This window comes from Celeribacter sp. ULVN23_4 (assembly GCF_054788345.1).
In genome coordinates, this window is sequence record NZ_JBTVYO010000015.1 from 1 (window position 1) to 14,953 (window position 14,953).

Genomic DNA, 14,953 nt, shown 5'->3' on the forward strand with positions numbered 1-14,953 from the left:
GATGGTACACGGCGGGCCTTATCCGGCCTCGACCAACTTTGGCGCGACCTCGGTCGGCACCCTGTCGATCCGCCGCTTCCTGCGCCCCGTTTGCTTCCAAAACATCCCGGAGGAAGTCCTCCCAGAGGAGCTTCAGATCCCCCCATCTTTTGGACAGAATTTGGCCTAAACCAAAATACGTTTTGCCCCTACCAGGTGGGCCTCTGTCTACACTCAGCCAGTAGACCACGGCTTATGATCCGCCGCCAAACACTTTTGGGCGGCGGATCCTTGCGCCAACACCGAAGCACTGAACATGCTCAAACTTCGCCTCCCAGCATGAAGACCATTAAAGCGTTTCGACTTAAACCTGAATCAGGGTTTGAGCAGAAACGCGGAGCAACGTCCAAGCGGAACGGGCGTTTCGACTTTATGTGATAGATCAAGTTAAAGTCGAAACGCTTTAGGCAAGCTGGTCATTCGCGCGGTCCCAAAAAATTTGCAATAGAGCCTGCCTTATACATCTGAAGCCCTGCCACGATTTGAGATAAAGCAAGAGCGAGCCGTGCGGGCCGGGCGCAGTCTGATGACGTCAGATACGCCATGATAGAGAAACAGGCATAGTGTATGTAAAGCCGTCTCTGAATTGACGCCCATCAAGATTCTGAACTCCACTCGCCTCATCATGCCTTCGCCCCAGTTCACAGCTGTGAACTTATCCTCACACCCGAGATTACGCCGCCTCTTTTCGCATAAGAGCCATAATCATCGGACCCGATGAGAACCCGCCATCCGCCGCTTTGGCACTCAAGCTCCGCAGATACCCGCCCGGAGAGCGAATGTCGGACATACGCTCCAGCATCGCCGCCAGAACGACCGACGCTTCAACCGGCCCCATATAGCGTTTCGCTTCATCCCAAGCGGAGGGCGAAATCCCCATCATCGGTCGAACCATCTCTGCGGCGCGCACAAATTGATGCCAGTGACGGATCACACCATCGCTATAGCTTTGAATCTCGCGGCAGCCTCGCAAGACCAGCCCCAAGGGCAGGTTGGGCATCGGGATGTCCGGTTCCGGTGGCGCAAGATCCGCTTCTGTTTCCGAAACCTCTTGTCTCTCACTTTCTACCAGTTGATCGGGTCGGGCAGGGGAGACCACCCCGGCGCCTTTTGCCAATTCTTGGCGAAGTTCAGAATCATAAGAGTCTTTATTTGAATTCTGATAGTGCTGCTCATTCTGAGACTCATTGGTGCTCATATTCTCTGAAACAGAGGGTTCGAGAATGTTGCGCGCACGATCAAGCGCTGCACTCAAATCCGCCTCGATCCGCTCCAGATCGGCCATATCCAATTTGCGGCGAAGGGTCCGGGCGATGAGGGCCGCCAGATCGGAAAACTGGGTCCAAATCGAGAGGTCAGGGCGCACTTCCTCGCCGTAGACGCTGAGAGACGCCAGATCGCGCCGCATGAGGCTCACAGCCTCTCTGAGACGGCGGAAGGCCTCTTGCTCGGCCCTGATCTGCTCCGCCGCCTCACAGAACTCCTCGAAGCGCTGCGCGAGAGGCGCAAGATCGAAACCGTAGATGATCTTCTCCTCGCCAAAGCGGCGCGCGTAGCGTTTACCATTGGGGCTGTCACGACGGATCACGACACCGGCATGAACCAGACGGCCAAGATGACGGCGCATCGTCGAGGCCGGCATGCCATTCAGGCGCTCACAGATCGACTTGTTCGACGGGTGCACGACCAGATTGCTGTCATTGCCGCCCAAAATCGTCGCCTGATGAAAGCTCACGAGGGCCTGAAGGACCGTCATGTCACGATCGGTCAGGCCAAAGGCTTCGCGTGCGGCGGAAAGTTCGCGCAGGGCTTCCCATTTGTTCACGCCACTGGGGGGCAGCTCCGCATTGGAGCGCGCCTGATGCTTCAAAATGACAGCATCAATGGTTCGCCGAAACGGCGAGACGGGTGTGTAGGTCATTTTTGTTCACGAAGACAAAGAAATCCCGCTTCGCGAATCACTTTGGACTTGCGAATTGATGTGCGCGACACTACCTTGAAGGTGCTAGAAACAAGTTAGGGTCTCGTAGGGCGATGTCTTTACGGGGCCTTTTCTTTTGTCGGCTCGTGCCTCCTGTGTTGTTGTTTTCTGCTCGTCAGTCTTCGCCGCGTTCTTTCCAACGCGTGTGAAGTTCGGAAATCAAATCCTGGGCCTCGGCCATCATCCAATCGGCAAAGGCGCTGTCGTCCAGCGTGATCGCAAGCCCTTTGGCGGAGCGTTTCACCGCACCTCCTCGGGTGCCGTCAAAGGTCAGAACCTGCTGTTGTTTTGGTGCGGAGGAGGTCGTCGCGGGGGCGCGTTTCCTGCTGGCTTTCTCAACCAACTTGGCCACCGCCTCAAACGCCGCGACGGAGAGATCGGCGGGTTCAGAGGCCTGACCCTCGACAACCATATCGACCTGCGCTCCGGTATAGACATCCTCGGCCGCGCGGATCAGCGCCTCGCGATCCATGCCCCCCTCTTCAATCGAACGCCCCAAGCCATCCCACCGTGGACGGCCGATGCCATGGGCCGGACCAATGGCCCGGATCAGATCAGAGCCCACCATCTCGACAATGGTCAACGCCATGGAGATCGAGGATTTCGTGACCGTCAGAACCTCGGCAACCTGAGCCTGCGTGCCAAAGCCATTCTCGATGAGCTCTTGGGCAAAAAGGGCTTTTTCAATGTAGGAGAGGTCACGGCGCGCCATGTTCTCGGAGATTTGCGCACGCACGGCGGCGTCATCATCGAGATTGGCGACCAAGGCGCGCACCTTCTCGACCTTCTCGGAGGTGCGGATCGCTTCAAGACGACGACGGCCATAGACGAGCAGATAACGATCCGGCTCGCTCGGGTGACGGCGCACCAGAATGGGCACGGTCTGGCCATTGGCCTCGATCGCGTCACGCAGATCGACAACATCCTCGGGATCGAGACGATCCGCGAGGCGATCATCCAACACATGCTCGGGATCGAGATCCCAGACCCGGTGCCCATCGACGGCATCGCGGGCAGAACGCAGGGCGCGGTTGCTCGACATCATCGAGGTGGTGGGGGAGGGGGCTCCGGCAGCGGCGAGGCTGTCGAGCATGGACATCCGATTTTTCTTACCCGTGGTCATGAGCGCCCCCAGGTTTTCTGGATCAGATCCGCAATCTCATCATTCACCGCGTTGAGGCTTTCGATCGCGCGGTCGTAGGTGGACCGGGTGAAGGCCGAGCGTTCGACCTCGTAGAGCGTCTGCTTGGTCAGGCCCGCATCCGAGATGGCGGTGGATTTGAGCATCGGCGCGTTGAGCACCGTGTCGCCGTACATGGTGCGCAGAAAGGCAACGATCCGGTTTTGCGGCGCGTCCGAGGGCTCATAGCGGGTGAGCACATAGCGCATCCAATCGTGAGACATATCGGCACCGCTTTCGGCGATCACGTCCATCAGGTCTGCGGTCATGCGCAGGAATTGGGACATCGACATCACGTCGAGCATCTCGGGGTGAATCGTCACGAGCACGCCCGTGGAAGCGGACAGGGCGGACATAGTGAGAAATCCCAACTGCGGCGGACAGTCGATCACCACCACGTCATAGTCTTCATCGACCTGTTCGAGGGCCTCGCGGACACGGAAGAAGAACAGACCGGCATTGCCCTGAGACAGGGCGCGCGGCGTGTCATGTTCGAATTCCATAAGTTCGAGGTTGCCGGGGATCAGGTCGAGATTGGGAATATAGGTCGGACGGATGACGGAGCGGATCGGCACCGGATCGTCATAGCGAATGGCATCATAGAGCGTTCCGCCGTCTTCGAGATCGAACTCCGGCTGGACGCCATGAAGCGCGGTCAAGGACGCCTGCGGGTCGAGGTCGATGGCGAGAACGCGGTAGCCCAAGAGAGCGAGACGCTGCGCGAGATGCGCGGAGGTCGTGGTTTTACCGGAGCCACCCTTGAAGTTCATCACACCGATGATCTGAAGGTGATCGGGGGATTTTCCATTGCCCCCCTCCGCGGCCGCGCGCCGACCGGGAAGATAATCGCCCTGTTTGCGTGCTGTTTTTTCCAAAAGCTCCCGAAGCGCCTGAATATCATGTGCTGAATAGAGGCGACGATTGCCGGGGGTCAGTTCGGGTGAGGGCCCTTTGCCATCGAGATGAAGCTTGCGCAGATAGGAATCATTGACGCCCAGAAGGGCGGCGGCCTCTCCGGACATGAACTTGCGCATCTGTTTCGACGCATCCGGCGGAAACAGGCTTTCGCGCTGCGAATGCAGCTGCGCGGCCAACGCTTCGGAGTGTTGACGAATGACCTCATTGAGATCTTGATGATTGGATGCACCGTCCGCCATTGGACCTGCCCTTATTCTCACGCGCTCCGCTTCTGGATGGGACGCATAGTTTGCTGCCCACGCCCCGATCCATCACAGTCAAAGCGTGTTCACGAAATTTGACGTTTATCGCCTCTTTTCCGTGACTATTGCCGAAGATGTCAGATTCGTGCAAGTATTTTCTATATTTGGTAGGAAATACTCAGGGGGACACCAGACGCCATTCTGGGGGTCTGACCCTAAAAGACGCGCATTTACGGATGACACCCAAACCCGCAAACGCGCCGTGGGCCGGAAGGGGCAAACCCTAAAGCGTTTCGACTTTAACTTGATCTATCACATAAAGTCGAAACGCCCGCTCCGCTTGGACGTTGCACCGCGTTTCTGCTCAAACCCTGATTCAGGTTTAAGTCGAAACGCTTTAGCCTGTTGAACTCGCCCAGCCATTCACCGCCCGACTGCGTGAGTCTTACGGGCGGTGTCCGGCATCAACAGTCCTAGGCCATAGGCGCCCTTGGGGCTGATGGCGGTTGGGGTGTCGCGGCTTTCGGCCTCGACCAGGGCGCGGAACAGGACAAGCCAGTCATCCGCATCTTGGCTGACCTGCCGCAGGGCACGATTGCCCATGTGCCGGTCAAGCTATAGCCACACGCAGGTTAGCCGTTTGTTGGCAGTCCCATTCCTTTGAAATTCATCTGGAATTCTTTACGGCGCTCGCTTTTGGTCTCTCGCGAGTTGGTGAGATGAACGGCATTTCGGCATGATGTCTTTGTTTCCGAAATGCGGCATGACGCGACACGACAACGCCATTCCTCCCAAAAACTGATCGATATTTGTGCGAAATATAAAAAGAAGAAAAATATTGCGTTAATTTTCATTTAAATTTGACAGCGCGCGTCGAGTGCATCAACTTTCACGGTAACAATAATGCAAATGCCGCTTCTCGAATATCAGAAGAGGTAAAATAAACCGCACCATATGTCCCTTGGAGGTCAAAATGAAAATTGCTGCGCCCGGCAGTGATGTGGAGTCCCTTCTCCCATCCGTTTCCGCATTCCTGAAAGCTCCGAAGATGACCGTCGGCGCTCAGAGCTGCGAGGCTCTCTCCGGGAAAAGTTTCGCCGTTTATGATCCCGCCACGGGCGGGGAGCTGGCACAGGTTCCCGCGGCGGGGCCTGAAGATGTGGATGCGGCAGTGAAGGCCGCACGCATGGCTTTCGAAGGCCCCTGGTCCGCACTGCCCGCGATTGCGCGCCAAAACCTGATGCTCAAACTGGCCGATCTTTTGGAGGATCACGGCGAGGAGTTGGCCCAGATTGAGACGCTGGAAAACGGCAAGAACGTGATGCTGTCGCGTTTGATAGAGGTTCAGGCCTCGGCGGAATACATCCGCTATATGGCCGGTTGGGCGACGAAGATTTACGGTCAGACCTTTGACGTGTCGATCAACGTGCCGCCGGGAATGAGCTATCAGGCTCAGACCCGCAAGGAGGCTGTCGGTGTCGTCGCGGCGATCACGCCGTGGAACTTCCCGCTCGGGATGGCGGTTTGGAAACTGGCGCCCGCTCTGGCTGCCGGGTGCACCGTTGTTTTGAAACCGGCAGAAGAGACGCCGCTGACCTCGATGTATCTGGCACAACTGTGCCTCGACGCGGGTTTTCCCGAAGGTGTGGTCAATGTGATCACCGGAACGGGAGAAGACGCGGGCGCTCCGCTGGTGGCGCACCCGGGCGTAGACAAGATCACCTTTACCGGTTCCACGAGCGTCGGAAAGATCATCGGCGCGCAAGCGATGAAAGACGTCAAGCCGGTGACGCTCGAGCTTGGCGGCAAGGCTCCGATGGTGATGTTCGACGATATGGATCTCGATCTTCTGGGCAATGCGGTGGGCATCGGCACGATGTTCAACACCGGCCAGACCTGCACCTCTGGCACGCGTCTCTATATCCAGAAAGGGATTTACGAAAAGGCGCTCGACGTGATCGCCGGGATTGCCGGCAGCCTGCCCATGGGCAGCGGCCTGTCGACCGGGAACATGATTAACCCGGTGGTGTCCGCGAAACATCAGCAGCACGTGAAATCCTGCGTCGCGCGGGCCATCGAAGAGGGGGCTACGCCGCTTTTGAACGGGGGCACGCCGAACCGGGGCTATTATGTCGCGCCGGAGATTTTCACCAACACCACGCAGGATATGTCCATCATGCGCAATGAGGTGTTCGGTCCGGTGATCTCGGTGACGCCCTTCGAGGACGGGGACGAGGCGATGCGCCTCGCCAATGACACGATCTACGGTCTGGGCGCGTCGATCTGGACCAAGGATGTCAACAAGTTCATGCGCTATGTGCCGAAGATCAAGGCCGGGACGGTCTGGGTCAACGCCCATAACATCCCGGATATGAACATGCCCTTTGGCGGCTACAAACAATCGGGCATCGGGCGCGAACACGGCGCAGGCGCGCTTGAGAACTATCTCGAAACGAAATCCGTATGTGTGGCTTATTCCGCATAAGGTGAGGGGCCTCGCGTTATTCCCCTGACGCGTGGCCCTTCATCGTTCATGTGCCGCGCTTGCGCAGCACATCCCCGCAAGACGAACCCCATAAAGAGGGCGCTGCGGTTTTGACCCAACAGCGAGGAAACGATCTCATGACTGTCATTTACAGCCCCGGCTGACACCATACTCCAACTCTCTCACGCGGTCTCTCCCTCCATGCGCACCAATGTGCATGGGCTGTATTTTTCATGCCACTTGACAGGATATTTACATGAATACGCATGCCTACCCGACGCTCTCCACGGAACTGAGCGGCAAGACTTTCGACTATATCATCTGTGGCGCAGGCTCTGCCGGATGTGCCATCGCCGGACGCCTGTCCGAAGAGCCGGATACCTCGGTTCTGCTCGTCGAGGCCGGACATGGCGACACGCCCGACATGGTATCCACGCCGCTGCGGGTGATCGACATCTGGTTCTCGGATTACGACTGGGGCTTTTCCACCGTGCCGCAGAAACATGCGCATAATCGCGAGGTCTATTGGCCGCGTGGCAAGGTGATGGGCGGCTGTTCCTCGATGAACGGCATGATCTATGTGCGCGGCGACAAGACCGATTACGACGCATGGGCGCTTCAGGGTTGCTATGGCTGGGACTGGGAAAATGTCCTGCCCTATTTCAAGAAGATCGAAGATTGGGAAGGCGGCGAAGATGATTACCGCGCCACCGGCGGCCCGCTTCGGGTGATCAAGGATTACGAGCCGCACCCGGTGATGAAAGCGCTGGTCGAGGCCGGTGTTCAGGCGGGCATCCCCTATAACGAGGATTACAACGGCGAAACCACCGAAGGCATTTCCCGCATTCAATACAACATCAAGGACGGTGCGCGCGCCTCCACCGCCGCGGGCTATATCGACCCGGTACGGGAGCGCGGTAATCTGACCGTGATGTCGGGGGCGCGGGCCGAGAAGCTGGTGATTGAGGACGGGGTGGTCAAGGCCGTCGTGCTCAAAACCGCCACAGGCTCCGTCACGATCAACGCGGGCAAAGAGGTGATCCTGTCGGCGGGCACGCTTGAAAGCCCGAAAATCCTCATGCTCTCGGGCATCGGCCCGAAAGAGCATCTCGAAGAGATCGGCATCGACGTGATCGCGGACCTGCCCGGCGTGGGCAAGAACCTGCACGATCACACCTTCCTGCCGATGGTCTATGAGAGCAAGGAAGATTACCCCTTCCCGACGAACCCCAACCTGCCGCCGATGCAGGTGCATATGTTCACCAAATCCCATCCCGATATGGCGGTGCCGGACTTGCAGCCGCTGTTCTTCTCCGTCCCCGCCTATGCGCCGGGTCAGGAGGGGCCGATGAACGCCTTTACGCTTCATGCCGCAGGCGTGCGCCCGTCGTCGCGGGGCGAGATGCTGCTGACCGGCAAGGGGATCGACGATCCGGTGGCGCTCGACCCGAACCTTCTGTCGACGCAATACGATGTCGATTGTCTCGTGACCTCGATGAAGCAAATCCGCGAGCTGACCGCGCAACCGGCGCTCGAAGACTGGGTGGTGCGGGAGGTTTATCCGGGGCCGGAGGTGCAGACCGACACCGCGCTGGCCGAGTATGCCCGCTCCGCCGTGGGCAGCTATCACCATCAGGTCGGCACCTGCAAAATGGGCACGGATGCGCTGTCCGTCGTGGACCCGGAACTGCGGGTCTACGGGGTCAAAGGGCTGCGCGTTGCGGATGCCTCGATCATGCCCGCCGTGCCCTCGGGCAACACCAACGCCCCGGCCATCATGATCGGCGAGAAATGCGCCGATCTCATCAAGGGTAAAGTCACCGCCTGACCCAGATTTTCGCACATACCCAGCTACGCACAACAGGGAACTGACATCATGACGAAACTGCACATGAACCGGCGCCAACTGATCAAGGCCACGGCGGCCACCACGCTCTTTGCACCCTCCATCCTGTCGGCACGCCGCGCCCATGCGGCGGGCGGCACCCTGCGCGTCGGCTATATTTCGCCGCGCTCGGGCGCGCTCAGCCAAATCTCCGAAAGCGACAGCTTCGTGGTCGACGCGATCCGGGCGGCCATGGGTGGCAAGATCGACACCGCCGCCGGACGTTTCGATTTCGAGATCATCGACAAGGACACCCAATCCGATCCGAACCGCGCGGGCGATATGGCCTCCGATCTGATCTATCAGGACGAGGTCGATCTCATGCTGGTCGGCTCCACCCCGGACACGACAAACCCGGTCGCCGATCTTTGCGAACTCAATGGTGTGCCGTGTATTTCCAACGCAACCCCTTGGCAAAGCTGGTATTTCGGGCGCGGCGGTGTGCCCGGTGAAAAGACGTTCTCCTACACCAACCACTTCTTCTGGGGCTCTGAGGATCTGCTTGAGGTCTATTTCGGGCTTTGGAACGGGCTTGAGACCAACAAGGTTGTGGGCGCGCTTTGGCCCAATGACCCGGACGGCATCGCCTTTGCCGACGCGAAGCTGGGCTTCCCGCCCGCCCTCAAGGATGCCAGGTTTACCCTTGTCGATCCGGGCCGCTATCAGAACCTCAAGGACGACTTCTCCGCCGAGATCAACGCCTTCAAACAGGCCGGGGTCGAGATCGTCACGGGCGTGATGCTGCCGCCGGATCTGGCGACCTTCATGGCGCAATCGAAACAGATGGGATTCACCCCGAAATTCGTGACCGTCGCCAAGGCGGCCTTGACGCCGAAAGGGGTCGCGAGCTTCCCGGACGGGCTGGGCGCGAACCTGTCGGGCGAATATTACTGGGGGCCGCAATTCCCCTATACCTCCTCGCTCACCGGCCAGACCACCGAAGAGCTTTGCGCCGCCTATGCCGAGGCCACCGGCAACCAATGGCTGCAAGGCACGGGCTATGTGCATGCGCTGTTCGAAGCGGCGATCGACACGCTCAAACGCACCACGGATGTCAACCCGGAGGCCATCGTCGAGGCGATGAACGCGACCGATCTCGACACCTGTGTCGGCCATGTGAAATGGGGCGACTTCCCGGTCGCGCCGAACGTGGCGAAAACCCCGGTCGCTGGCGGACAATGGCAACTGAGCGAGGCGGGCGAATATGAGCTGGTCTGCACCTTCAACGATGTGGCGCCCGAGATCGCAACCAACGGCACCCTGCAAGAGAAAATCTGGTAACCCCCCGTGTCCCAAAAACAAAACACTGACGGTCCCGTGCTTGAGGCGCGGGATTTGACCAAGCGCTATGGCGCCTTGACGGTCAATGACGCCATCGGATTTTCGCTGACGAAAGGCGAGGCTCTGGGTGTGCTTGGTCCCAACGGGGCGGGCAAGACGACGCTTTTGAAAATGCTCGCGGGCTCGGTTGCGCCCAGCGAGGGACAGGTACTCTATCAAGGGCGCGACATCACCGCTCTGCCGGAGCCGCAGCGTTGCCGCGCCGGTATCGTGCGCACCTCTCAGGTGCCGCAGCCGTTCGAACAAATTTCGGTCTGGGAAAACGTGCTGACCGCCGCCTCTCATGGCGGCGGGCTGCATGGTCATGCCGCCGAAGACGCCGCCTATACCGCGCTCAAACGCACCGGGCTTTTGGATCGCCACGCCCAATCGGCGGGAAGCCTGTCGCTCATGGGGCGCAAGCGGTTGGAACTGAGCCGGGCGCTGGCCTGCGATCCGAAGGTGCTTTTGCTCGACGAGATCGCCGGCGGGCTGTCGGATTTCGAGGTCCACGATCTTGTGGCGCTGATCAAGGAAATCCATGCCTCCGGCGTGTCGATCATCTGGATCGAACATGTGGTGCATGCGCTGGTGGCCGTGGTCGACCGGTTGATCGCGCTCGATTTCGGCGCGCTGATCGCCGAGGGCGCGCCGAAAGAGGTTATGGAGGGCGAGGCCTTCAAACGTGCTTATTTCGGCGAGGATCACAGTCTTGGGGAGGTCATGTGATGGCGCTTTTGGATGTCGAAAACATCTCCGCCAGCTACGGTCTGTTTCAGGCACTGCGCGGCATTTCTCTCAAGGCCGAAGAGGGCGAGACCCTCGCCATTGTCGGGGCGAACGGGGCGGGCAAGACAACGCTCTTGCGCGCGATCTGCGGCGCGCTTCCAGCCTCGGAGGGGCGCATTCTGTTCGATGGCGACGACATTGCGGGCCGTCCCGCCAGCCATCTCGTCAAACGCGGCATCTCCATGGTGCCGGAGGGGCGCAGGCTGTTTCCGTCGCTCACGGTCGAAGACAATCTGATCATCGGCTCCTATCCGAAACGCAAAGGCGTCTGGACCAAGGACAAGGTTTACGAGCTGTTCCCCGAACTGGTGAAACGCCGGATGAACCGGGGGCTCGACCTGTCGGGCGGCGAACAACAGATGGTTGCGATCGGGCGCGCGCTCATGTCGAACCCGCGGCTGATCCTGATGGATGAAATCTCCCTCGGCCTCGCGCCCATCGTCGTCAATCAGATCTATCGCAGCCTGCCGGACATCTCCGCTGCGGGCACCACCGTCGTCCTTGTCGAACAGGACCTGAACCGGGCTCTGTCCGTATCCGATCACGTCACCTGCCTGCTTGAGGGCCATGTCGAACTGGCAGGCGCCTCGGCGGGCATCGACCGTCAGGCCCTGATCGACGCCTATTTCGGAGCCAGCCAATGATTGCTCTTTCCACCGCCTTGAACGGCATCCTTCTGGGCGGGCTTTACGCGCTTTACGGGCTGGGCCTGTCGCTCACCTTCGGGATCATGCGCACGGTCAATCTGGCCCATGGCGACATCATCGTCCTGGCCACCTATTTGTCCTTGCTGACCGCGCAAATCCTGGGCCTCACGCCGCTGATGTCGCTTGTCGTCTTGGTGCCCGTGATGTTCTGCATCGGCTACGGGCTCCAGCGTCTGGTGCTCAATCGCACGCTCAAGGACGGCATGATGCCCGCCGTGATCATCACCTTCGGCCTGTCTTTCGTGATCCAGAACGGGTTGCTTCTGGGCTTTTCCGCCGACCGTCAGGTGCTGCGCCAAGGTGCGGTCGAGACCATGGGTGTCACTCTGGCGCCCGGCCTGACGCTGGGCCTGTTCCCGATCCTCACTTTGGGCGTGCTTTTGGTCCTGATCTTCGCGCTTCAGGCCTTTATGGGGCGCACGCTTCTGGGGCGCGCGTTTCGCGCCACGTCGGACGATCCGAACACGGCCGAATTGATGGGGATCGACGGGCGCAAGATTTACGGCCTCGCCATGGGACTGGCCTTTGCCATCATCGCGGTCACCGGCGTAATCATGGGTATCCGGTCGAATTTCTCGCCCTTCGACGGGCCTGCGCGGCTGATCTTTGCCTTCGAGGTGATCATCATCGGCGGCATGGGGTCGATCTACGGCGTGCTTGCGGGCGGGTTGATCCTCGGCCTTGCGCAGACCATCGGCGGAGCCATCAGCCCGACGTATTTCCAATTGGCAGGCCATCTGGCGACCCTCGGCATCCTCGCCGTGCGGCCCTCCGGCCTGTTCCCCGAGACCATCGAGAAGGGCTGAACCCATGTCCGAGATCAGATCCGAGACCGAAACCCGTCCGCCGATGACCGCCGCGCCCTATGCGCGCGAGGCCCATGTCGCCCTGCCTCTCGCCCTTCTTGGCGCTGTGCTAGTGGCGCTGGTGACCCTACCGTTTTGGGGCGGCGGATCGCTTCAACGCACGGCGCTCGAATTCTTCTATTTCCTCGCATTGGCGCAGGCCTGGAACCTGATGGCGGGCTATGCGGGAATGATGTCTATCGGCCAGCAGGCCTTTGTCGGCATCGGTGCCTACAGCCTTGTGGTCTTTGCCGAAGACCTGGGCCTCAACCCGTTTCTCACCATCCCTCTGGCCGCTGTCGTGGCGATGATCCTTGCCCTGCCGTCGAGCTGGCTGTTGTTCCGGCTCAAAGGCGCCTATTTCGCCGTCGCCACATGGGTGATCGCCGAAACCGTGCGGCTGGCGGTGAATGCCAATATCGACTGGCTCGGCGGCGGGCGCGGGCGAACCGTGCGTTCCTTGGGACAGTTCGACCGACATCTGCGCGAGGATCTCGGCTATTACGCCGGTCTCGCTTTGGCCCTGATCGCCGTGTTCGGTGTCTTCTTTCTTTTGCGCTCGAAAACAGGTCTGGCGCTTCAGGCGATCCGTGACACGGAAAACGGCGCGCGTTCCGTTGGCGTCGAGACCCAGCGCACCAAGCGCATCGTCTATCTTTTCGCCGCCGCCATCGCCGGGGCCACGGGGGCGCTGATTTACATCGTCCAGATCAACGTCCGCCCCGACGCGGCTTTTTCGATCAACTGGGCGGCCTATGTCATCTTCATCGTCGTGATCGGTGGCATCGGCACCATCGAAGGACCGATCCTCGGCACCGTGCTGTTCTTTGCCCTCCGCGACATGTTGGAGGGGCTGGAGGCCTGGTCGATGCTGATCTTCGGCCTGATCGCCATCCTGATGATGCTCTTTGCGCCGAAAGGCATCTGGGGCTTGATGAACGCACACCGACCCGTGCCGCTGTTTCGCACCGCGCGCAAATTGCCCGCACGGTTCAAGGCGGATGAGGGAGAAACATGAACCACCTGTCCGAGAGGCTGGCGTTTTACTTTCATGAGAAAACTCTCTGGTTCGCCACGCCGCCCGCCGTTCTGGTCCAGCCGGTCGGCGGCTGGGTTCAGCCCTCCGCCGGGGCGGGCCATGCCGACTCGCCCGAACCGAAACGCCGCCTCAAAGGCTTGATCGATGCATCAGACCTCAGCGAGGCGTTGGATGTGCTGTCTGCACCGCCGCTTGAAACCAAGGACCTGTTGCGCATCCATCCGCAAAGCTATCTCGATGCGTTCAAGGCGCTGAGCGATGCAGGCGGCGGGGCACTTCACCCTTCCGCGGCCTTTCTGGGCGGCAGTTACGAGATTGCCTGCCAGTCTGCGGGTCTCGTCAAACAGGCGGTGATGGATGTGGCCACGGGCCTGCGTCGTCGCAGCTATGCGGTGTCGCGCCCCTCCGGGCATCATTGCCTGCCGGACATGCCCATGGGGTTTTGCCTTTTCGCCAATGTCGCCATCGCGGTGCGCGCCGCGCAAGAGGCCGGTCGCAAACGCATCGCGGTGCTCGATTGGGATGTGCATCACGGCAATGGCACGCAGGGCTGCTTCTATGATGACCCGGATGTCTTGACGATCTCGATCCATCAGGAAAGCTGTTTTCCGCCCGAAGGCGAAATGAGCGGTGTCGCGGCCCGAGGCATGGGCGAAGGTGAAGGCGCCAATCTCAACATCCCGCTCTGGCCCGGCTGTGGCCATGACGCCTATGTCGCGGCCTTCGATCACATCGTGGCCCCGGAGATCCGCGCATTCGCACCTGAGATGATCGTGGTGGTGAACGGGTTGGATGCCAATGGCGTCGACCCGTTGGCGCGGATGCTGGCGCATTCCGGCACCTTCCGCCATCTGACGCGAGGCACCATGGCGCTGGCCGATGCGCTTTGTGACGGGCGGCTCAGCGTCATTCAGGAGGGCGGCTATGCCGAAAGCTACGTACCTTTCTGTGCACTCGCGGTGGTCGAGGAACTGGCCAGGGCCCGCAGTGGCGTCGCGGATCCTTTCCTCGATCTGATGATCGAACAACAACCGAGCCGGGAGGCCGTTGCAGCGCAAATCGCGGCACTCGAAAACCATCCGACATACTGCGCCTGTGAGCGGGGTTGCCTTTCACACTCATAAAAAAGGGCGCCTTGAGCGCCCTTTTTTCGTTTCTGATGAGGTGATTACGGTTTCATGAGCACGGATTTCGACGGGTAATCGGAGGCCCAGGTGGCGGGAAGCGGCGCGACGAAGACGTTCTCCGTGCGGTTGCGGGTGTAGCGCCAAACGCCGTCGTCGCATTTCTTGAAGGCGTTGAAGAGACGCGAAGAGCGCAGCAGGGCCTTGCCGTCGGAGAACAGCCAGGGCTGCATGTGCACCCATTGACCGGTGGCGGTCAGGCCGTCCTCGGCGACGTGGATTTGCTCGGAGGTCACATAGTGGCAATTGAGGATCAGCGCCGGATCGGTCTTGCCGCCCCAGAAGCCTTCGAAATGGCGGCGGACGGCGGCCTTGCCTTCGGCGCGGCCGAACTGACCA

General features: G+C 60.1%; 13 protein-coding genes. 8 read left to right on the top strand and 5 right to left on the bottom strand.

Features of this window, described 5'->3' with window-relative positions:
- Nucleotides 1-712: 712 nt before the first annotated feature.
- From repC to ACYBHZ_RS19025, 4 genes are all read right to left on the bottom strand, one after another.
- The gene (repC, locus tag ACYBHZ_RS19010) at nucleotides 713-1,960 is read right to left on the bottom strand and encodes a plasmid replication protein RepC (protein WP_460275893.1); all 1,248 of its coding nucleotides are present in this window, start codon (nucleotides 1,958-1,960) and stop codon (nucleotides 713-715) included.
- Nucleotides 1,961-2,135: 175 nt separating this feature from the next.
- Complete coding sequence (repB, locus tag ACYBHZ_RS19015) at nucleotides 2,136-3,143, bottom strand: plasmid partitioning protein RepB (RefSeq protein ID WP_460275894.1); 1,008 nt, start codon at nucleotides 3,141-3,143, stop codon at nucleotides 2,136-2,138.
- Complete coding sequence (gene repA, locus ACYBHZ_RS19020; protein ID WP_460275895.1) at nucleotides 3,140-4,357, bottom strand: plasmid partitioning protein RepA; 1,218 nt, start codon at nucleotides 4,355-4,357, stop codon at nucleotides 3,140-3,142. Before repA ends, repB begins: the two co-directional genes overlap by 4 nt.
- 426 nt (nucleotides 4,358-4,783) lie before the next feature.
- Complete coding sequence (locus ACYBHZ_RS19025) at nucleotides 4,784-4,963, bottom strand: lytic transglycosylase domain-containing protein (RefSeq protein ID WP_460275896.1); 180 nt, start codon at nucleotides 4,961-4,963, stop codon at nucleotides 4,784-4,786.
- Nucleotides 4,964-5,333: 370 nt separating this feature from the next.
- Between ACYBHZ_RS19025 and ACYBHZ_RS19030 the strand changes: the two genes are divergently transcribed.
- From ACYBHZ_RS19030 to ACYBHZ_RS19065, 8 genes are all read left to right on the top strand, one after another.
- The gene (locus ACYBHZ_RS19030) at nucleotides 5,334-6,845 is read left to right on the top strand and encodes an aldehyde dehydrogenase family protein (protein WP_460275897.1); all 1,512 of its coding nucleotides are present in this window, start codon (nucleotides 5,334-5,336) and stop codon (nucleotides 6,843-6,845) included.
- A gap of 256 nt (nucleotides 6,846-7,101) precedes the next feature.
- A complete protein-coding gene (locus tag ACYBHZ_RS19035; RefSeq protein WP_460275898.1) occupies nucleotides 7,102-8,673 on the top strand; it encodes a GMC family oxidoreductase in 1,572 nt (523 codons plus the stop codon).
- A 48-nt stretch (nucleotides 8,674-8,721) separates the two neighbouring features.
- Nucleotides 8,722-10,011 carry an ABC transporter substrate-binding protein gene (locus tag ACYBHZ_RS19040; protein ID WP_460275899.1) on the top strand — a complete coding sequence of 430 codons (1,290 nt, stop codon included), beginning with the start codon at nucleotides 8,722-8,724 and terminating at the stop codon, nucleotides 10,009-10,011.
- Nucleotides 10,012-10,017: 6 nt separating this feature from the next.
- Nucleotides 10,018-10,779, top strand: a complete 762-nt coding sequence (locus ACYBHZ_RS19045; RefSeq protein ID WP_460275900.1) for an ABC transporter ATP-binding protein — start codon at nucleotides 10,018-10,020, stop codon at nucleotides 10,777-10,779.
- Nucleotides 10,779-11,483: an ABC transporter ATP-binding protein gene (locus tag ACYBHZ_RS19050; protein ID WP_460275901.1), complete on the top strand. Its 705-nt coding sequence runs from the start codon at nucleotides 10,779-10,781 to the stop codon at nucleotides 11,481-11,483. The genes ACYBHZ_RS19045 and ACYBHZ_RS19050 overlap by 1 nt, the downstream gene beginning before the upstream one ends.
- Entirely contained in the window at nucleotides 11,480-12,352 is an 873-nt protein-coding gene (locus ACYBHZ_RS19055; RefSeq protein WP_460275902.1) for a branched-chain amino acid ABC transporter permease, read from the top strand. Before ACYBHZ_RS19050 ends, ACYBHZ_RS19055 begins: the two co-directional genes overlap by 4 nt.
- A 4-nt stretch (nucleotides 12,353-12,356) precedes the next feature.
- Nucleotides 12,357-13,409, top strand: coding sequence for a branched-chain amino acid ABC transporter permease (locus tag ACYBHZ_RS19060; RefSeq protein WP_460275903.1), 1,053 nt, complete (start codon nucleotides 12,357-12,359; stop codon nucleotides 13,407-13,409).
- Complete coding sequence (locus tag ACYBHZ_RS19065; protein WP_460275904.1) at nucleotides 13,406-14,554, top strand: class II histone deacetylase; 1,149 nt, start codon at nucleotides 13,406-13,408, stop codon at nucleotides 14,552-14,554. The genes ACYBHZ_RS19060 and ACYBHZ_RS19065 overlap by 4 nt, the downstream gene beginning before the upstream one ends.
- Nucleotides 14,555-14,598: 44 nt before the next feature.
- Here ACYBHZ_RS19065 and ACYBHZ_RS19070 read toward each other — a convergent pair.
- A partial coding sequence (locus ACYBHZ_RS19070) for a nuclear transport factor 2 family protein (RefSeq protein WP_460275905.1) occupies nucleotides 14,599-14,953 on the bottom strand: 355 nt, incomplete at its 5' end.

What these genes read in the sequence shown, in the direction of transcription:
- repC (WP_460275893.1), bottom strand. Translation starts at nt 1,960, where the DNA reads ATGACCTACACACCCGTCTCGCCGTTTCGGCGAACCATTGATGCTGTC.
- repB (WP_460275894.1), bottom strand. Translation starts at nt 3,143, where the DNA reads ATGACCACGGGTAAGAAAAATCGGATGTCCATGCTCGACAGCCTCGCC.
- repA (WP_460275895.1), bottom strand. Translation starts at nt 4,357, where the DNA reads ATGGCGGACGGTGCATCCAATCATCAAGATCTCAATGAGGTCATTCGT.
- ACYBHZ_RS19025 (WP_460275896.1), bottom strand. Translation starts at nt 4,963, where the DNA reads ATGGGCAATCGTGCCCTGCGGCAGGTCAGCCAAGATGCGGATGACTGG.
- ACYBHZ_RS19030 (WP_460275897.1), top strand. Translation starts at nt 5,334, where the DNA reads ATGAAAATTGCTGCGCCCGGCAGTGATGTGGAGTCCCTTCTCCCATCC.
- ACYBHZ_RS19035 (WP_460275898.1), top strand. Translation starts at nt 7,102, where the DNA reads ATGAATACGCATGCCTACCCGACGCTCTCCACGGAACTGAGCGGCAAG.
- ACYBHZ_RS19040 (WP_460275899.1), top strand. Translation starts at nt 8,722, where the DNA reads ATGACGAAACTGCACATGAACCGGCGCCAACTGATCAAGGCCACGGCG.
- ACYBHZ_RS19050 (WP_460275901.1), top strand. Translation starts at nt 10,779, where the DNA reads ATGGCGCTTTTGGATGTCGAAAACATCTCCGCCAGCTACGGTCTGTTT.
- ACYBHZ_RS19055 (WP_460275902.1), top strand. Translation starts at nt 11,480, where the DNA reads ATGATTGCTCTTTCCACCGCCTTGAACGGCATCCTTCTGGGCGGGCTT.
- ACYBHZ_RS19060 (WP_460275903.1), top strand. Translation starts at nt 12,357, where the DNA reads ATGTCCGAGATCAGATCCGAGACCGAAACCCGTCCGCCGATGACCGCC.
- ACYBHZ_RS19065 (WP_460275904.1), top strand. Translation starts at nt 13,406, where the DNA reads ATGAACCACCTGTCCGAGAGGCTGGCGTTTTACTTTCATGAGAAAACT.